The sequence below is a fragment of the Cedecea sp. AS113 genome (genome assembly GCF_037152415.1).
Lineage (GTDB): Bacteria > Pseudomonadota > Gammaproteobacteria > Enterobacterales > Enterobacteriaceae > Cedecea.
The window spans coordinates 83,804-102,845 of record NZ_JBBCMI010000017.1 but is presented as its reverse complement, the minus strand read 5'-3'; the positions used below and the strand labels follow the sequence as shown (position 1 = coordinate 102,845).

Annotated in this window: 14 protein-coding genes and 3 tRNA genes; 12 read left to right on the top strand and 5 right to left on the bottom strand. The window is 54.7% G+C overall.

The annotated features are described in order from the left end of the window. Positions 1-1,051: 1,051 nt before the first annotated feature. Positions 1,052-1,753, bottom strand: coding sequence for a pirin family protein (locus tag WFN87_RS18445; protein ID WP_213714729.1), 702 nt, complete (start codon positions 1,751-1,753; stop codon positions 1,052-1,054). Positions 1,754-1,858: 105 nt separating this feature from the next. Here WFN87_RS18445 and WFN87_RS18440 point away from each other — a divergent pair, with 105 nt between their 5' ends. Then, entirely contained in the window at positions 1,859-2,749 is an 891-nt protein-coding gene (locus tag WFN87_RS18440; RefSeq protein ID WP_008453630.1) for a LysR family transcriptional regulator, read from the top strand. Positions 2,750-2,795: 46 nt separating this feature from the next. Here the strand turns inward: WFN87_RS18440 and mscM are convergent, their stop codons facing one another. From mscM to rsgA, 3 genes are all read right to left on the bottom strand, one after another. Beyond that, a complete protein-coding gene (mscM, locus tag WFN87_RS18435) occupies positions 2,796-6,134 on the bottom strand; it encodes a miniconductance mechanosensitive channel MscM (RefSeq protein ID WP_336983526.1) in 3,339 nt (1,112 codons plus the stop codon). Positions 6,135-6,279: 145 nt separating this feature from the next. Continuing rightward, positions 6,280-7,239 carry an archaetidylserine decarboxylase gene (gene asd, locus WFN87_RS18430; RefSeq protein ID WP_336983525.1) on the bottom strand — a complete coding sequence of 320 codons (960 nt, stop codon included), beginning with the start codon at positions 7,237-7,239 and terminating at the stop codon, positions 6,280-6,282. A 77-nt stretch (positions 7,240-7,316) separates the two neighbouring features. Beyond that, a complete protein-coding gene (gene rsgA / locus WFN87_RS18425; protein ID WP_008453624.1) occupies positions 7,317-8,372 on the bottom strand; it encodes a small ribosomal subunit biogenesis GTPase RsgA in 1,056 nt (351 codons plus the stop codon). A gap of 113 nt (positions 8,373-8,485) precedes the next feature. Between rsgA and orn the strand changes: the two genes are divergently transcribed. From orn to WFN87_RS18405, 4 genes are all read left to right on the top strand, one after another. After that, positions 8,486-9,031: an oligoribonuclease gene (gene orn, locus WFN87_RS18420; RefSeq protein ID WP_008453623.1), complete on the top strand. Its 546-nt coding sequence runs from the start codon at positions 8,486-8,488 to the stop codon at positions 9,029-9,031. A gap of 185 nt (positions 9,032-9,216) precedes the next feature. After that, a tRNA-Gly gene (locus tag WFN87_RS18415) sits at positions 9,217-9,292 on the top strand. Positions 9,293-9,329: 37 nt separating this feature from the next. Further along, positions 9,330-9,405, top strand: a tRNA-Gly gene (locus tag WFN87_RS18410). Positions 9,406-9,441: 36 nt separating this feature from the next. Beyond that, positions 9,442-9,517: transfer RNA gene (locus tag WFN87_RS18405), tRNA-Gly, on the top strand. Between the two features lie 272 nt (positions 9,518-9,789). Here the strand turns inward: WFN87_RS18405 and queG are convergent. Next, the gene (gene queG / locus WFN87_RS18400) at positions 9,790-10,929 is read right to left on the bottom strand and encodes a tRNA epoxyqueuosine(34) reductase QueG (RefSeq protein WP_166993296.1); all 1,140 of its coding nucleotides are present in this window, start codon (positions 10,927-10,929) and stop codon (positions 9,790-9,792) included. Between queG and nnr the strand changes: the two genes are divergently transcribed. The 7 genes from nnr to hflX all read left to right on the top strand — a co-directional run bounded on the left by nnr (position 10,928) and on the right by hflX (position 18,843). Beyond that, positions 10,928-12,439: a bifunctional ADP-dependent NAD(P)H-hydrate dehydratase/NAD(P)H-hydrate epimerase gene (gene nnr, locus WFN87_RS18395; RefSeq protein WP_336983524.1), complete on the top strand. Its 1,512-nt coding sequence runs from the start codon at positions 10,928-10,930 to the stop codon at positions 12,437-12,439. The two genes, queG and nnr, sit on opposite strands and share 2 nt — an antisense overlap. Positions 12,440-12,443: 4 nt before the next feature. After that, positions 12,444-12,905, top strand: coding sequence for a tRNA (adenosine(37)-N6)-threonylcarbamoyltransferase complex ATPase subunit type 1 TsaE (gene tsaE, locus WFN87_RS18390; protein WP_008453617.1), 462 nt, complete (start codon positions 12,444-12,446; stop codon positions 12,903-12,905). A gap of 13 nt (positions 12,906-12,918) precedes the next feature. Then, positions 12,919-14,250 carry an N-acetylmuramoyl-L-alanine amidase AmiB gene (gene amiB, locus WFN87_RS18385; protein ID WP_336983523.1) on the top strand — a complete coding sequence of 444 codons (1,332 nt, stop codon included), beginning with the start codon at positions 12,919-12,921 and terminating at the stop codon, positions 14,248-14,250. A 9-nt stretch (positions 14,251-14,259) separates the two neighbouring features. Then, positions 14,260-16,137, top strand: a complete 1,878-nt coding sequence (mutL, locus tag WFN87_RS18380) for a DNA mismatch repair endonuclease MutL (protein ID WP_336983522.1) — start codon at positions 14,260-14,262, stop codon at positions 16,135-16,137. Beyond that, positions 16,130-17,074, top strand: a complete 945-nt coding sequence (gene miaA, locus WFN87_RS18375) for a tRNA (adenosine(37)-N6)-dimethylallyltransferase MiaA (protein WP_008453610.1) — start codon at positions 16,130-16,132, stop codon at positions 17,072-17,074. Before mutL ends, miaA begins: the two co-directional genes overlap by 8 nt. Positions 17,075-17,175: 101 nt before the next feature. Next, positions 17,176-17,487, top strand: a complete 312-nt coding sequence (hfq, locus tag WFN87_RS18370) for an RNA chaperone Hfq (RefSeq protein ID WP_008453608.1) — start codon at positions 17,176-17,178, stop codon at positions 17,485-17,487. Between the two features lie 75 nt (positions 17,488-17,562). Beyond that, on the top strand, positions 17,563-18,843 hold the full coding sequence (gene hflX / locus WFN87_RS18365) for a ribosome rescue GTPase HflX (RefSeq protein WP_336983521.1): 1,281 nt from the start codon (positions 17,563-17,565) through the stop codon (positions 18,841-18,843). Positions 18,844-19,042 lie beyond the last annotated feature (199 nt).

Sequence of the window (19,042 nt, the reverse complement as noted above, 5' to 3'; positions counted from 1 at the left end):
CACCACGCCTTCAGTAGCGGAGCAGGAAGGACAGCTGATAGAAATGGAAGCCACTGGAGCACCTCAAAAACACCATCATACACTAAATCAGTAAGTTGGCAGCATCACCCGCAGTGGCGTTTATCAATGTAATATTTATATTTATGTTTAGGCCGAGCGCGTTCGCCGGTTTTATTCGTTTCCCGGATTTATACTCTGGCGATTTTCTGATTTTTAATTATCAGTATTTGATTTTTTTATTGATGTTTGTTGGCTTTCCAGAGTGGTTCAAAAGAGAGGTCAATCCTAAACGTCTCCTTTTTTTGCCGTAAAGCGGGAACGTTCCAGTTGGTGAGCGTTATCACACATTCTTATTTTGTTTTTAAACCGGAATTTTTAATAACCAGTCTAAAGTTAATATTCATTTTAGACCTTTTAAATAAGGAGTTGTGTTAGCGTTGAGATGTTTGTTTTGAAACTTTAGTCATGATTGGGAATGTTCCCAAGGCGCCGCGAATTTACTCATTCCGAGTCTTTTATTTTGAGCGTCACAGAGTTTACATATTAAGAAATATGTAAGGCGATTTTCCTCTTTACCCTAATAAAAGAGCGCTCTCAGGTATACCGAACCCTTAACTTTGGTATGGGAAGAGTAAAACTCACACCAGGTATTCGTAACTCATTATAAATATTAGGTTATTATTTAAGTCATGATAAATAGTAAGGGCTAGAGGAAACGCAGCCCTTAAATATTTACTTACTATATGGGGCTTTTACAGAAGCAGAACTGGTAGTCTACGCGCGCGCTGATTGCAAGATTGAATGATGATTTATCGAAATATTTGAACGAGTTAGCGGTTGCGCCGACCATGCAAGTGAGCATTAACCAAAGTAATAAAGCACCAAAACCAACGAGAATATATCGGGGATGTTATTCGTAGGCATGGCAATTTTTGGCCGTATGCGGCTTGTGTCCTGGACGAGGCGGTTTTCTACAGAATGAATTTTGCGGAGAAATACCCAGGGATAGAAGGATGCTGCCCCTTTCAGGACGAAAGAGGCAGGCGGTAGGTTAGACCGGTAAGTCGATCAGCAGGCCGCGCAGCGGCGTATCGGCGACCAGGGTGATATTCGCCTCATCACGAATAAACGCGCCATCGCCGCATGTGAGCGCTTCTTTCTCTTCTGATGGCGTCACCGCATGCACCGTGCCGTGAATTGACTGCAGATAGGCCCGTGGGCCATGAAGCTGGAAGCTTAGCTGCTCGCCCTTTTGCATCTCAATATGGTGGATCCACACCTGCTGGCGGAGCTGCAGGCTGTGATTGCTGCCATCCGGCGAGGCAATCAGCTGATGAGATGTTCCCGCTAACGGGATCTTTTGTACCAGCGGATTTTCACGATCCGGGCAGGCATCCAGCCACAGCTGCATACGCGTCAGCGATTTGTCTTTGCTGAGGTTGTGCTCGCTATAGCTGATCCCCGGCTGGGTGGAAAGCAGCAGGACCTCACCGGCGCTGGCCTGGATATGGTTGCCTTCGCTGTCGCGGTATTCCGCTTCCCCTTCCAGAATCAGGTTGAGGATGTCTACTTTCGGGTAGCCGCGCGGTTGAAACGAGGCTCCAGGGGCCAGAACTTCCTGGTTGAGCACGCGCAGAGAGGCGTAGCCCAGCAGTTTCGGGTCGAAGTAGTGTCCAAAAGAAAAGGTGTAGCGAGCCTGCAGCCATCCGTAGTCAGCTTTACCACACTGTTTGGCTGTTCTTGTCGTAATCATAATTCTTGACCTCTCTTTACACTAAACCCATGTTAAGGGTCTGGACGCTGCATTGTTAGCCAGTTAATCTGCTCGGTATGTTCAAATTTCCTGAATGAGAACGAAATGGCGAAAGAAAGGGCGTTGACGCTGGAAGCGTTAAGGGTCATGGATGCGATTGACAGGCGCGGGAGCTTTGCCGCTGCGGCCGACGAGCTGGGACGTGTACCGTCCGCGCTCAGCTACACCATGCAAAAACTGGAAGAAGAATTAGATGTGGTGCTGTTTGACCGATCCGGCCACCGCACCAAATTTACCAACGTGGGGCGTATGCTGCTGGAACGAGGGCGCGTGCTGCTCGAAGCGGCGGATAAGTTGACCACTGACGCGGAAGCGTTGGCGCGGGGCTGGGAGGCAAACCTGACCATCGTCACCGAAGCGCTGGTGCCGACGGAAAAACTGTTCCCGCTGGTGGATAAGCTGGCCGATAAAGCTGACACCCAATTATCTATTTTCACCGAAGTACTGGCCGGGGCCTGGGAGCGCCTGGAGCAGGGCAGGGCGGATATTGTTATCGCGCCGGATATGCACTTCCGCAGTTCCTCGGAGATTAACTCCCGCAAGCTTTACAAAGTGATGAGCGTTTATGTTGCCGCGCCGGATCACCCGATTCATCAGGAGCCGGAGCCTCTTTCTGAGGTGACCCGCGTGAAGTATCGTGGCGTGGCGGTGGCCGATACCGCCCGTGAAAGGCCGGTGTTAACGGTGCGTCTGTTGGACAAACAGCCGCGCCTGACGGTGAGCTCTATCGAAGAGAAGCGGCTGGCGCTGCTGGCCGGGCTTGGCGTGGCGACGATGCCGTATCCGCTGGTTGAGCAGGATATTGCCGAAGGTCGCCTGCGGGTGGTTAGCCCGGAATATACCAACGAGATTGATATCATCATGGCGTGGCGGCGCGACAGCATGGGCGAGGCCAAAGCCTGGTGCCTGCGTGAACTGCCTAAACTGCTGAAATAAAAAAACGCGTTGGTTTTTTGCCAACGCGTTTTGCCCTTCCTTGAAATTACAGGCTGCCAGGCGTTCTGGCGGCTCTGCCCGCGGATTTAATCGTCTTACTGCTACGTTGCCCGCCAAGGCTCTCCAGACGCATCTGGAACGGTGGGAACGGCATCTCGATGTTGTGCTCGCGGAAGCCCTGCAGAATCAGCTGGTGGATTTCGTGGCGCAGCGGCATTCGGTGGCCCATTTCCGCCGCGTGAATACGCAGTTCGAACATCTGGATACCTTGCTGGAGATCAACCAGGAAGGCTTCCGGCGCTGGCGTATCGAGCACCAGCGTGCAGCGGTGTGCGGCTTCCAGCAGGATCTGGGTGACCTCTTCCGTATTTGCTTCTGACGGAGCAGGAATAGTGAGCACCACGCGTGTGACCGAGTCCGAAAGCGACCAGTTGATGAACTGTTCGGTAATAAAGGCCTGATTCGGCACGATGATTTCTTTGCGGTCCCAGTCGCTGATGGTTGTCGCGCGGGTGTTAATTCGCGTGATGGTGCCCGTCAGATCGCGGATGGTGACCGTGTCGCCGATGCGTATCGGCTTCTCGAACAGAATAATCAGGCCGGAGACGAAGTTGGCAAAGATTTGCTGTAAACCGAAACCTAAGCCTACGCTGAGCGCCGCCACCAGCCACTGCAGTTTGGACCATTCAATCCCCACCATCGAGAAGCCAACCAGCCCGCCGATCAGCAGCAACAGGTACTTCGTGATGGTTGTGATCGCATAGCCGGTGCCGGGGGTTAAGTTCAGGTGCTGGAGAATCGCCAGCTCCAGCAGCGCGGGCAGGTTACGCACCAGTTGGGTGGTAATAATCAGCACCAGAATGGCAATCAGTACCGCACCAAGCGTAATCGGCTCTATGCTTTCCACACCCTGAACCGTGGAGGTGACATCCCACAGAGTAATGTTGCCGAGGAAGCCAAACGCCGAGTGGATTTCCGACCACAGAACGATCACCGACAGCAGGGCGATCAGCGTCAGAATCGAGCGAACCAGGCGCAGGGACTGGGCGCTGATGGTATCCAGATCGACTTCCGGTTCGTCCACGGTTTCGGCCGATCCTTCAGTGCTGTTGGCATGCGCCGTCTCTTCTTCGCCACGCGCTCGCTGGGCCAGGATTTCAGCCCGGCGGTGTTTGGCACGATCAAAGGCCAGACGGCGGCGCTGAATCAGCATCCAGCGGCGAATAATGTGATAAATCACCAGCAGCAGGAACCAGATAGCCACGGAGGTTTCCAGCCGCGCCAGTAGCGCCTGAGCCGTCGCCAGATAGCCGACGACAGCCGCCAGAATGGCCATCAGCGGTGCGCAAAGCAGCAGGTTCCAAAGAATGGTATTGACGATGTTGTCGCCATCGCCCTGTTTGTCGAGGTAGAGCGGCAGCCCGGCGCGCTTAAGGCTAAGCGTGACGATAGCCAGCGCGCCGCAAATCATGATGAAGCAAAGCCTGCCCAGAGAGGCAGAAAACTCTCTGTCATTGAGGTTATCGAACATAATCAGCGCCATGATCAGCGGCACAATCAGGCCGATGCTCATGATGTAGTAGCGCATGGCCCGGCCTACGCGCTCGCGCGGCCAGCCGAAATGCACCACAAACAGCCCGGTAGGGCGGGCGAAGGTTGCACAGATCATCACCCCCCAAAGCAGGGGAACCGTGGCGGTTACACCGTCGCCAATCGCCACTGCGATAGGGTAAGGCCATGCCTCCTGCAAACCATAGCCGAGCGTCGCCCACAGTACGGGAAGCGGAGAGGCGACCAGAATCGACCAGAACACGGTGCGCAGCGTCAGGCGGAAGTGATCCTGGGTCACTTTGCCGACTTTGGCGCTGGAGCGCTCCAGGAAGGCGGTGAAGTGTCGGCGCGAGCTAATGCTAAACCCGACCAGAATCAGCGCGCCAAAGAGCGGCAGCAGCGTCTCTTTGCTGGTCACCATCATGATCGCGGCCTTCCCCAACTGACTGAAGGTATCCAGCGAGACCAGACGCCGCAGATCCTGAACGATTTCCAGCGGCCAACTGATGCCGATTGGGCTGACGTCCGATGTCCAGAACAGGTAGCGGTGGGTCGCCTCGTTCACCTCTTTCAGGGCATCTTCCAGCTGGCTGTTGGCCACTTTCAGCTTGGTGAGTTCAAGGATCAGGGTATCGCCGCCCTGCAACAGCGAATTCAGCAGCTCTCGCTGGGTGCGAAGCTGGGCCTGCAGGATCTTATTTTGTTCCGGCGTTAACGGGCTGCCGTCTGCCTGGCGAACCTGTCGCAGTTGAGCATGCTTATTGAGCAAATCTTCATAGTGCAGGCGCTCTACGCGCAGCTGAGCCAGCTCGGTATCCAGCTGCTGCGGTTTGGGCATGTCCGGCAGCCGGGCGACCTGGGCACGAAGCGCTTCACCCAGCACGTTGGAAACGCCGAGCCACTGGGACTGCTCGCGGAGCGTATTCAGCGCCTGGCGGACCTCCAGCGTCTGGTTATTGGCCTGCCGCTGCTGAGAGGCGACCAGGTCCATACGCTGAGCTTGCTGATTGAGTGCCTGGGAAAGCTCGCGGTTATTTTTGAACTGCTCGACGATTTCCGGCGGCAGGTTAGCGCTGGTTTCCGCCAGCAGTTCGGTGCTTTCCAGCGCCTGTTCCGCCTCACGTTGGCGCTGGCTATTGAGCTGATTTCTCAACGCCTGGAGATAGGCATCCAGCTGGGTGCTTTGCTTTTGCGCCAGTTCGGCGCGCATGCGCGAAAGCTCCTGGCGGTTGTTAGCGGAAAGCTGCGCCAGTTCGAGTTCATCAACCTGCGCTTTCAGGCGTGCGGATTCGGCCTGCAGCAGGAAGTGCTGGGCCTGGGCGAGCGGGGTACTGCCGCTTTGCTGGGAACCGGCGCGGCGCTCGATATCGTTCAGCTGGCGGCGCGCATCCGTTTGCTGCTGAGGCAGCTGGCTTAACGAATCGCTGATGTCCCGGGTTCTTTCCTGTTCCTGCTGAGCAAGGCGGCTTTTGTCCAGAAGCTGGCTGCTGACCTGCAGGATCTCCTGGTTCAGCGCGTCACTGCTCATGCCCGGGGAAACTTCCTCGGGTTCATCGCGCAGGTTGGTCAGTTGCTTACGCAGGGTTTGCGATAGTTTAGGGAAATTATCAATGACTTGTTGGTATTGTTCGGCGCGTTCGAGCGAGGCTTTACGCTCGTCCAGCGCATTCAGTGCCGACTGAAGTGCTTCAACAATTTCTGTCTGGTTAGGCGTGTTTTTGGCGGCCTTAGCCTGCTCCAGTTCTTGCGAGATTTGTTTTGCATCGGGGGCTGTCGCTGCGTATGCCCCCAGGCTGAGGCACCAGGCCATCAGGAACGTGATAATCAGGCGCACGTCAGTTACCTATAACGTTGCTGGAAAAGAGGGAAAGCCATGTCTCCCTCTTGGATGTTTTAGCAGAAAATCAATGGGTTGATTTTCGTGGTTAAGTGCTGTGAGCTTGCAGGCTCCGGGGTGACCGGTCGCCTGATTTTAGACGTTATTCTGCAGTTTTTGGCGCTTCGGGTTCGTCTGCTTTGGTGTCCAGCATCTCGGCAGGGATTTCGCTCACCGGAACTTCAGGCTCAATGACGGGTTCGCTTGAGACAGCCAGCACTTCGCCGATTTTGGTGACGGACAGGTTTTTCAGCTGCTCTGCCAGGTTTACTTTACCCGGCGCAAAGAGGTTAATCACCGTCGAGCCCAGCTTGAAGCGACCCATTTCCTGGCCCTTAAGCAGTGCAACGGCACCTTCACTTTCGCCTGCAGGCCATGTCCAGCGTTTAATCACGCCTTCACGCGGTGGCGTAATGGTGCCAGCCCAAACGGTTTCAATGCTGCCAACAATGGTAGCACCAACCAGAATTTGCGCCATTGGGCCAAACTCGGTGTCGAACAGGCAGATCACGCGTTCATTACGGGCAAACAGGTTCGGGACGTTTTGCGCCGTCAGGTGATTGACGGAGAAAAGGTCACCCGGAACATAGATCATTTCACGCAGAATGCCGTTACACGGCATGTGCACGCGGTGGTAGTCACGAGGTGAAAGGTAAGTTGTGGCGAAGCTGCCGTTGCGGAACAGGTCGGCCATCAGGTAGTTACCTGCCAGCAGCGCTTCCAGGCTGTAGTTATGGCCTTTTGCCTGCAGGATTTTATCTTCTTCGATGCGGCCCAACTGGCTTATCACACCGTCGGCAGGCATCACCAGCACGTTAGGGTCGGTATTTACCGGACGTACGTCATCGCGCAGTGGACGCACAAAAAAGTCATTGAAGGTGCGGTAAGCGGCGGTGTCCGGCTTTTGCGCCTCATTCATGTCGACTTTGTAGTATTTGACGAACAGATCGATGACCAGTTTGGTCAGCCAGCCAGCACGTTTGCTTGCGCCCCAGCCCGCCAGGCGAGTCAGCCACAGTTTTGGCAGAATGTACTGCAGCGAAAGTTTAATGTTGTCTAACAAAATAGCCTCCTGGCTAAATGCCCTGCATGTGGGCCGATACAGAAAAGGGGCGATTCTAGCGGCGCCCAGCTTAATTGTCAGTTGTCAGTATCAGAAAAGCTTTTACGCGTTTTTACCTGCGCCATGCTTTCCAGAATTCTGTGGTAGTTTTCGAAACGTGTTTCAGCGATCTGGCCTTGTTCCACGGCTTCTCGCAGGGCACAGCCTGGGTCATTGTCGTGGCGGCAGTCGCGGTATTTACAACGGCCTAAGTAATCATGGAATTCGACAAACCCGTGGGTGATTTGTTCAGGCTCGAGGTGCCAGAGGCCAAATTCACGCACGCCGGGGGAGTCAATGACATCGCCGCCGCCCGGGAAGTGATAAAGGCGGGAAGCCGTGGTGGTGTGCTGGCCAAGACCAGAGACGTCGGAAACGTCATTCACCAGAATTTGTTTATCGGTGAAGCCTAACAGGTGATTCAGCAGGCTTGATTTACCCACACCGGACTGGCCCGCAAAGATGCTGATGCGGCCCACGAGCTCGGCTTCAAGCTCTTTAAGCCCTTCTGCTTTATAGCTGGAAACCATCAGCACGCGATAGCCAATTTTGCGGTAGATATCCATCTGCTCGTTAACGAAGGCCCGGCCTTCATCGTCCAGCAGATCGGTTTTGTTCAGCACCAGCAGTGGCTCAACGTCGAGGGTTTCGCAGGCAACGAGATAGCGGTCGATGATATTCAACGACAGCTCCGGCAGAATGGCCGAAACGATGATGATTTGGTCTATGTTGGCCGCAATCGGTTTTACGCCGTCGTAAAAGTCTGGGCGGGTCAGAACGGAGGTACGCTCATGCACGGCCTCCACAATCCCTTTTTTCGAGACGCCTTCGGCGGCCTCTTTCGCCAGGCGCCAGACTACCTTGTCGCCGGTAACCAGCGAACGAATGGTGCGACGAATGTTGCAGCGATGTACCGTGCCTTCGTGCGACTCGACGTCCGCATGCTGGCCAAAGCGGCTGATGACCGTGCCTTCGCGCGGTTCACCAAACTGGGCATCGTCATAGTCGGCTTTCTCCACGGTTTTTGTCAGACGACGCTGGTGGTTCGCGTTGACGCGGCGCTGCTGTCCTTTGGAGAGTTTATTTTTGCTCAAGCGTACTGGCTCCTGGTCGCCCCTGGGGGGCAAAACCTCTATGATACACACTATTTTATACGAATTAACCCATCGTCAAGGGTGGGCGACGCACAAGAAGGGTGGAAAATAACATGAGTGGAAACGAAAACAATCTGATTTGGATTGATTTAGAAATGACCGGTCTGGATCCCGAGCGGGATCGCATTATTGAGATTGCTACCCTGGTGACTGATGCCAACCTGAACATTCTGGCAGAAGGGCCAACCATCGCGGTACATCAGTCTGATGCACAGCTGGCGTTAATGGATGACTGGAACGTTCGCACCCATACCGCAAGCGGGCTGGTTGAGCGCGTGAAAGCAAGCTCGCTTGACGACCGTGCTGCGGAGTTGGCGACGCTGGAGTTTCTGAAGCAGTGGGTGCCGGCGAATACATCTCCAATTTGCGGGAACAGCATCGGGCAGGATCGTCGCTTCTTGTTTAAGTATATGCCTGAGCTGGAAGCCTACTTCCATTATCGATACCTCGACGTGAGCACGTTGAAAGAGCTGGCGCGCCGCTGGAAGCCAGAAATTCTGCCCGGCTTTAAAAAACAGGGGACCCACCAGGCGATGGACGATATTCGCGAGTCCGTAGCGGAACTGGCTTACTATCGCGAGAATTTTATTAAGCTTTAAAAACAGTCCCCTTGCCGAAAGGTGAGGGGAAAATAGCCAAAGACGACGATAAAATAATCATCATGGCGATTTAACCAGCAGTCAGACGAAAATCGCGAAAAAAAACGCTTGAGGGCTTGCGACAAAAACGAATTCTCGTATAATGCGCCTCCCGTACCGATGCAGAATTTGCAGCGTTACACAGAGCGGGAATAGCTCAGTTGGTAGAGCACGACCTTGCCAAGGTCGGGGTCGCGAGTTCGAGTCTCGTTTCCCGCTCCAAAATTTGATTTGGCCTTTACAGCCATGCACCACCCAAGCGGGAATAGCTCAGTTGGTAGAGCACGACCTTGCCAAGGTCGGGGTCGCGAGTTCGAGTCTCGTTTCCCGCTCCAAAATTTGATTGGCTTTTACAGCCACGCACCACCCAAGCGGGAATAGCTCAGTTGGTAGAGCACGACCTTGCCAAGGTCGGGGTCGCGAGTTCGAGTCTCGTTTCCCGCTCCAAATTTTCCTTTCAAGCATAAATTATCCACAGCGTCCAGCAAGCGTCGCGGATGGTATTTTGCTGTCTTGCAATACAACTATGAACAGACTTATCCACAGCCTTCTGTCGTTCCTCGCGTCTTCTACAAATGTAATATTTATTACACCAATATTTTAATGCATTGATAATTAAGGTATTAATTTAGTGTCGAAATATTAATGTAATGCTTGCAGAAATTTTGACACTTGAATGACAACGTGTTTTTGAATGTTATGCACACGCTGTGGACATATCACGCGTCGCGCGGAAGCCCTTTCTCAATCACCCTCACCAGACGCTGTTTCTTCGGTAACTGAACCTCAACGGCCTGCTCGCTTCGTCTGGCTAATTGTTGCGCAATCGCCCATTCAATGTGCTCATCCAGAAGTGGGTGCTCACCTTGTCTCTGTTCAAGCGCGGCCAGATTCGCCTCATCCCAGGGCGCGTTGCCCAGCGCAACGGCGATATTACGCAGCCAGCGAAGGTGGCCAATGCGACGGATCGCTGAGCCTTCGGTCACGCGCAGGAAGTGCTGCTCACTCCAGGCAAACAGCTCGATCAACGGCGGAGAATGGAGTGCCTTACGAGGGCTGAAGTCATCTTCTTCGCTAAGCTGCGAGTAGCGGTTCCACGGGCAGATTAGCTGGCAGTCATCGCAGCCGTAGATGCGGTTGCCGATAAGCGGCCGGAATTCTTCCGGGATTGCACCTTCAAGTTCTATGGTCAGATAGGAAATACACCGTCTTGCGTCCACCGTGTAGGGCTCGACGATGGCGTTGGTCGGGCAAAGGGTCATGCAGGCTACACAGCGGCCGCAGCCCTCCTCAACGGGGGAATCAATCGGCAGCGGAATGTCGACCAGCAATTCGCCGAGGAAGAAGAACGAACCCGACTCGCGATTAAGGATTAGTGAGTGCTTACCTGTCCAGCCCAGCCCGGCTTTTTCGGCCAGGGGGCGCTCAAGAAGCGGCGCGGAGTCAACAAAAGGTCTAAAATTCAGCGTGGAGCAGTGGGACTGAATCATTTCCCCCAGCTTTTTTAAGCGGTTACGCAAGACTTTATGGTAATCACGGCCCAGCGCGTAGCGGCTGACGTAACCTAGCTGCGGGTTTTTCAGCGTTGAGGCGAAGGCGGCGTTGGTTGGAAGGTAATTCATGCGAACGCTAATGACCCTAAGCGTACCGGGCACCAGTTCGTGTGGGCGCGCGCGCATCATGCCGTGCCGGGCCATCCAGTCCATTTCACCGTGATATTGCTTGTCGAGCCATTCCTGCAGCTGCGGCTCGCTGGCGGTGAGATCGGTATCGGTAATACCGACCTGCTGGAAGCCAAGATCTTTGCCCCATTGTTTAATGCTTTGCGCTAACTGATTGTAATCGAGGGGCTGTGACATGACGGACCATAACCTGAAAAAGTACGTCAAAAGTATACCACATTCGGTCTGGCCGGCAGACTGGCTGCGTAATGCTGAAAAAGACGCCGCCAATAGCCTGGGCATTACGCTTTATGAACTGATGCAGCGTGCCGGTGAAGCGGCATTTCAGATTGCTCGCACGCGTTATCCTGACGCTCGCCACTGGCTGATTGTCTGTGGGCACGGAAATAACGGCGGAGACGGGTATGTCGTTGCCCGGCTGGCGCAGGCGGCTGGTTTTCAGACAACGTTGCTGGCGGTAGAAAGCGATAAGCCCTTGCCCGAAGAAGCCGCTCAGGCGCGTGAAGCGTGGCTTAATGCGGGCGGCGTTCCGCACGATCCCGATAAAATCTGGCCCGCAGACGTTGATTTGATTGTTGATGCCTTGCTGGGCATTGGCTTAAGTAGCGCGCCGCGTGAAGGTATTGCTCAACTGATTGAGCATATAAACGATCACCCTGCACCGGTTGTTGCGTTGGATATTCCTTCTGGTCTGCTGGCAGAAACGGGCGCTGTGCCCGGCACGGTGGTTCAGGCGGCGGATACGGTGACGTTTATCGCACTCAAACCAGGTTTACTCACAGGGAAGGCGCGAGATGTGGTTGGTAGATTGCACTATGCCGCTCTGGGGCTTGAACCCTGGCTCGAAAGGCAGATCGCGCCCATTTCCCGGTTTGATGTTCAGCAGCTTGCCGGGTGGATTAAACCGAGGCGGCCGACTTCGCATAAAGGGGATAACGGGCGGCTGGTACTGATTGGTGGCGACAGCGGCACTGCCGGAGCCATTCGTATGACAGGCGAAGCTTCGCTTCGTGCAGGCGCGGGTCTTGTTCGGGTACTTACTCGTGCTGAAAACGTTGCGCCACTGCTTACCGCTTGCCCTGAGTTAATGGTTCATGAGCTGATGCCACAATCGCTTGATGAGGCTCTGGAATGGGCGGATGTGGTGGCCATTGGGCCAGGGCTTGGGCAGCAGGAATGGGGCAAGAAAGCGCTGCAGAAAGTCGAAAATAGCCGTAAACCGATGCTTTGGGATGCGGACGCGCTTAACCTTCTGGCAATCAACCCGGATAAACGTCAGAATCGCGTGATTACGCCTCATCCCGGCGAAGCGGCACGGCTGCTAAATTGCGCTGTGTCACAAATTGAGAGTGACCGCTTACTTGCAGTAAGGCGTTTGGTCAAACGTTATGGCGGAACCGTGGTCTTAAAAGGTGCCGGCACGCTGGTTGCCAGCCACGATCGGCTGGGCGTTATCGACGTTGGCAATGCCGGGATGGGAAGCGGTGGAATGGGGGATGTGCTGTCGGGGATCATTGCCGCATTGCTGGCACAGAAGCTTACCCCTTATGATGCTGCCTGTGCAGGCTGCGTGGCACACGGCGCGGCGGCTGATGTTTTAGCTCGCCAGCGAGGCATGCGCGGCATGCTGGCAAGCGACCTGCTTTCAACGCTTTACCTGTTTGTTAACCCGGATTTGAATACCTGAAGCCATGATGAATCGAGTTATTGCATTACCTGAAGAAGCGGCAACGTTAGCGTTGGGTGAACGCCTGGCACAGGCCTGTGAGGGCGCGACGGTGATTTACCTTTATGGTGACCTCGGCGCGGGCAAAACCACCTTTAGCCGTGGTTTTTTACAGGCCCTGGGGCACAAGGGCAACGTTAAAAGCCCAACCTATACATTAGTTGAGCCATATCAGCTTGATAACCTGATGGTTTATCACTTTGACTTGTATCGTCTGGCAGACCCCGAAGAGCTTGAATTTATGGGGATCCGTGACTATTTCACCAACGACGCAATTTGCCTGGTGGAATGGCCGCAGCAGGGGACAGGTGTGCTCCCGGACCCGGATGTCGAAATTCACCTGAGCTACGAGGCGCAAGGTCGCGAAGCGCGCATTGCCGCCGTTTCCTCATCTGGTGAAGCGTTACTGGCGCGGTTAGCCAAATAGCAAGGATGACGGGATGATCTATCGCGTGAAAGGTTGGTTGATGGCTGGATTCCTGCTGCTGTGCTGTGCACAAGCGGGGGCGGCGGCGCTGTCTGATATTCAGGTTTCCAACGGTGAAAATCAGGCACGTATCACTTTTAGTTTTATGGGCGACCCGGAATACACTTTTTCACAGGATAATAAGCGAAGCGTTGCGCTGGATATCAAACAAACCGGCGTAATTCGCGGACTGCCTTTGCAGTTTAGCGGCAGTAATCTGGTGAAAAGCATTAGCGCCGGACAGCCAAAAGACGATCAATCTTTGCGCCTGGTCGTCGATTTAACCCAGCCTGGTAAAACCCGCGCGGTGAAACAGCAAAACGGTGCCAACTATACCGTTATCTTTACAATCAACGCTGATGCACCTCCACCTCCACCACCGCCGCCGGTTGTGGCTAAACGCGTTGAGCCCGTTGCCCCCGTTCAGGCTCCAGATCCTGCCCGTAATCCCTTTAAGCCTCAGCAGATCACCGGCGTGATAGGTTCTAATACCGTGACTCGCCCGGCGGCTCGTGCAAAAAACAGTGGCCCGTCGGATACCGTCGTGGTCGCCATTGATGCCGGTCACGGCGGTCAGGACCCCGGTGCGATTGGCCCCGGCGGCACGCAGGAAAAGAACGTCACTATTTCTATCGCGCGGAAGCTGAAAGCCCTGCTGAACGATGACCCGATGTTCCGTGGCGTACTGACGCGCGATGGGGATTACTTTATCTCGGTCATGGGGCGTTCAGACGTAGCGCGTAAGCAGAATGCAAACCTGCTAGTGTCTATTCATGCGGATGCAGCGCCGAATCGCGATGCCACTGGCGCATCCGTCTGGGTGCTTTCTAACCGCCGTGCAAACAGTGAAATGGCGGGCTGGCTGGAGCAGCACGAGAAACAATCTGAGTTGCTGGGCGGCGCGGGAGATGTGCTGGCAAATAGCCAGGCCGATCCCTACCTGAGCCAGGCTGTGCTGGATTTGCAGTTCGGTCATTCTCAGCGCGTCGGGTATGATGTCGCGACCAAAGTGCTGGCTCAGCTGCAGCGCGTAGGCTCTTTGCATAAGCGCCGCCCGGAACACGCGAGCCTGGGCGTGCTGCGTTCACCGGATATTCCTTCTCTGTTGGTTGAAACGGGCTTCATCAGCAACAGTTCCGAAGAGCGCTTGCTTGGCAGCGACTCTTACCAGCAGCAAATAGCTCAGGCCATTTATGAGGGGCTGCGTAACTATTTCCGCGAGCACCCGCTGCAGTCTGCTCCATCGAATGAGCAAACTGCCCGTAGCCAACTGGGTTCGCCGCAGCAGGTCGCGGTGACCAACTAAGGAGATAACATGCCGATTCAGGTTCTGCCGCCGCAGCTTGCGAACCAGATCGCCGCTGGCGAGGTTGTAGAGCGCCCTGCGTCGGTAGTGAAGGAGCTGGTTGAGAACAGCCTTGATGCCGGGGCCACGCGCATAGATATCGACATTGAACGTGGTGGCGCGAAGCTCATTCGTATTCGGGACAACGGCTGCGGTATCAGGCAGGAAGAGCTGGCGCTGGCGCTGGCTCGCCACGCCACCAGTAAAATTGCTTCGCTTGACGATCTGGAGGCCATTATCAGCCTCGGGTTTCGCGGCGAAGCGCTGGCAAGTATCAGCTCCGTTTCCCGCCTGACCCTGACATCGCGTACCGCAGAACAAAATGAAGCCTGGCAGGCCTACGCCGAAGGGCGTGACCAGGCTGTGACGGTCAAACCAGCCGCGCACCCCGTTGGAACAACGCTCGAAGTGCTCGATCTGTTTTACAACACGCCTGCGCGCCGAAAGTTCATGCGCACCGAAAAAACCGAATTTAATCATATTGATGAAGTGGTCCGCCGCATTGCGCTGGCGCGGTTCGACGTTTCTATCACGCTTAATCACAACGGCAAAATGATCCGCCAGTACCGTGCCGTACAGGAAGATGCGCCACGCGAGCGTCGCCTGGGGGCCATTTGCGGTACGCCGTTTCTTGAACAGGCGCTGGCCATTGAGTGGCAGCACGGGGATTTGATGCTACGTGGCTGGGTTGCTGAGCCTTCTGCAACCACTTCGGCCCTGGCGGAGATCCAATATTGTTATGTTAACGGGCGCATGATGCGCGACCGCTTAATTAACCATGCGATTCGCCAGGCCTGTGAAGACAAACTGGGCGTGGATCAGCAGCCAGCCTTTGTGCTGTATCTGGAGATCGACCCGCATCAGGTGGACGTTAACGTTCACCCTGCGAAGCATGAGGTGCGTTTCCATCAGTCACGGCTGGTGCATGACTTTATTTATCAGGGCGTGATAAGCGTACTTCAGCAGCAGGGTGAGAACGCCCTGGCGCTGGAAGAAACGGCGGAAACGCCCGTTGAGCGCTGGCAGCCGGAAAACCGTGTTGCCGCCGGGCGCAATCAGTTTGCCACGCCAGCCGTCGCGCGTGAGCCCCGTGAGACTGCGCCAAGGCAGATTTCGTCTACATCTGGCAGCGGTGGCCGTCCAGCCGGGGTCGGAGGTACGCCCCTTTGGCCACACGCAGCGCCTGGCTATCAAAAGCAGCAGGGTGCCCTTTACCATCAGTTGTTTGAGACGCCCGACGTCGAGCCAAAACCTGCCGTTCGTGCTGAAGAGCCAGCTGCGTTAGACGGCCACTCGCAAAGTTTTGGCCGGGTGTTAACGGTTTTACCGCCGGATAAAGCTTTGCTGGAGCGACAGGGCAAACTTTCGCTGCTTTCGCTGGTGGTGGCCGAACGGTGGCTAAAACAGGCGCAACTGGCGCCGGGGAGTGAAGGCCTGCGTGCTCAGCCGCTGCTGATTCCGCTCCGGCTGAAAGTCAGTCGCGAAGAACATGACGTATTGGTTAAATATCAGGCGCTTTTAAAAGAAATGGGCATTGAGTTTGATACCGATGCCCGGCAGATAACAATTCGCACGGTACCTTTACCTTTACGGAAACAAAATTTACAAATCTTGATTCACGAACTGCCAGGATACCTGGCGCAACAGGCGGACGTTTCGGCGGGCCAGCTGGCTTTGTGGATTGCTCGTCATTTGGCAAGCGATCACGAACAGTGGAGTCAGGCTCAGGCGATTACCCTGCTGGCAGACGTTGAACGTCTTTGCCCGCAGTTGGTGAAATCACCCCCCAGCGGTTTACTGCAACCTGTTGATTTACAATCGGCGATGAACGCCCTGAAAGATGACTGAAGATAAAAAAAGGCCACAGGCGATTTTTTTAATGGGGCCAACGGCCTCAGGTAAGACGGCACTTGCTATTAATTTGCGTAAAACTTTGCCGGTAGAGTTGATAAGCGTAGATTCGGCCCTCATCTATCGTGGAATGGATGTCGGTACCGCTAAGCCAACGGAACAAGAGCAAGCCCAGGCGCCTCACCGGTTACTGGACCTGCTTGACCCGGCTCAGGCGTACTCTGCGGCAGATTTTCGCCGCGATGCGCTGGCCGAGATGGCTGAAATTACCGCCGCCGGGCGTATTCCGCTGCTGGTCGGCGGCACTATGCTCTATTTTAAAGCGCTGCTGGAAGGGCTTTCGCCACTGCCGTCGGCGGACCCGGAAGTCAGGGCAAGAATAGAGCAACAGGCGGCAGAGCAAGGATGGAATGCGCTGCATCGTCAACTGGAGGAAATCGATCCGGTTGCCGCTGCCCGGATTCATCCAAATGATCCGCAAAGGCTTTCCCGGGCACTGGAAGTTTTTTTCATTTCGGGTAAAACTTTAACGGAACTGACGCAAACGTCAGGAGAAGCTCTGCCGTATCAGGTGCATCAGTTCGCCATCGCCCCGGCGAGCCGTGAACTGCTCCATCAGCGAATTGAGCAGCGTTTTCATCAGATGTTAGCTTCAGGTTTTGAAGCAGAAGTGCGGGCGCTTTTTGCTCGCGGAGATTTGCATACGGAGATGCCTTCCATCCGTTGTGTGGGCTACCGCCAGATGTGGTCTTATTTGGCCGGTGAAACGTCATACGATGAAATGGTTTATCGAGGTATTTGCGCGACGCGTCAATTGGCTAAGCGCCAGATGACCTGGCTGCGTGGTTGGGAAGGAGTTCACTGGTTAGACAGTGAAAAACCTGAGCAGGCATACAGCGAAGTGCTACAGGTTGTTAGTGCGAAGCATGGGTGAATGTGTACAATTGAATCGTCAGCGTGCGCAAATTTTTACGCAGTTTTTCAGAGCTAATCGCTCTTGAGTGACAAACAACAAACATATAAGGAAAAGATAGAATGGCTAAGGGGCAATCTTTACAAGATCCGTTCTTGAACGCACTGCGTCGTGAACGTGTTCCAGTTTCTATTTATTTGGTGAATGGTATTAAGCTGCAAGGTCAAATTGAGTCTTTCGATCAGTTCGTGATCCTGTTGAAAAACACGGTCAGCCAGATGGTCTATAAGCACGCGATTTCTACCGTTGTTCCGTCTCGTCCGGTTTCTCATCATAGCAATAACACCGGCACCGGCGGTTCTGGCGGCTACCATCACGGCGGCAGCGCGCAGGCTGGTTCTGCGCCGCAACAAGACAGCGAAGAAACCGAATAAGGTTGCTTGTTGTTTTCCCGGTCGGGGGACCAGTTCAACTGCGTTCCCCGCTGGTCTTTTTGAGAGGTTATACGCTTGTTTGACCGTTATGATGCCGGTGAGCAGGCGGTACTGGTTCACATCTATTTTTCGCAAGACAAAGACATGGAAGACCTGGCGGAGTTTGAATCCCTGGTCTCTTCAGCCGGTGTCGAAGCGCTGCAGGTGGTAACCGGTAGCCGCAAGTCCCCGCACCCAAAGTATTTTGTTGGTGAAGGCAAAGCCGTTGAGATTGCCGAGGCCGTTAAGGCCACTGGGGCGTCGGTTGTGCTGTTTGATCATGCGTTATCGCCCGCCCAGGAACGTAATCTGGAAGCCCTGTGCCAGTGTCGTGTTATCGACCGCACCGGGTTAATTTTAGATATTTTTGCCCAACGTGCACGTACCCATGAGGGTAAATTGCAGGTTGAGCTGGCCCAGCTTCGCCATTTGGCTACGCGCCTGGTACGCGGCTGGACTCACCTTGAGCGCCAGAAAGGCGGGATCGGTTTACGTGGTCCAGGGGAAACCCAGCTCGAGACGGACCGTCGTCTGCTGCGCAATCGTATTATGCTGATCCTTTCGCGGTTAGAGCGCGTAGAAAAACAGCGCGAGCAGGGACGCCGTTCACGTAATAAAGCCGATGTGCCGACGATTTCATTGGTGGGTTACACCAACGCCGGTAAATCCACGCTATTTAATAGAATTACCGCGGCCGATGTTTATGCCGCGGATCAGCTATTTGCCACACTCGATCCTACACTGCGCCGTATTGACGTCGCCGATGTGGGCGAAACCGTGCTGGCAGATACTGTCGGTTTTATTCGCCACCTGCCTCACGATCTGGTAGCGGCGTTTAAGGCCACTTTGCAGGAGACACGTCAGGCCACGCTGTTGTTACACGTGATTGACGCGGCCGACTTCCGGATGCAGGAAAACATTGCAGCAGTCGATACCGTACTGGAAGAGATTGAGGCGAATGAAATCCCTACGCTGTTGGTCATGAATAAAATCGATGCGCTGGATGAGTTTGAGCCGCGTATCGACAGGAACGACGAGAATGTGCCGATCCGCGTCTGGCTTTCCGCACAGACCGGTGCCGGTGTCCCACTGCTTTTCCAGGCTCTGACGGAGCGTTTGTCTGGTGAAATTGCGCAGCATACGCTGCGTTTACCCCCTCAGGCAGGGCGTTTGCGGAGCCGTTTTTATCAGCTTCAGGCAATAGAAAAAGAGTGGACAGAGGAAGACGGGGGCGTGGGGTTAGAAGTTCGTATGCCTATCGTGGACTGGCGTCGCCTCTGTAAACAAGAACCGGCACTCGCGGATTACATCGTTTAGATGTCATCAGACTGGTTCATATACCCTAAATAATTCGAGTTGCAGGCAGGCGACAAGGCCGAGAGTTCCCAGGAGCATAGCCTAACTATGTGACTGGGGTGAGCGGGCGCAGCCAACGCACCTGCGGCTTGAAGTATGACGGGTATAAATGTCCTGAAGACTATTTCCCCCTCGGGGGATATCACCGCACAACAAATAT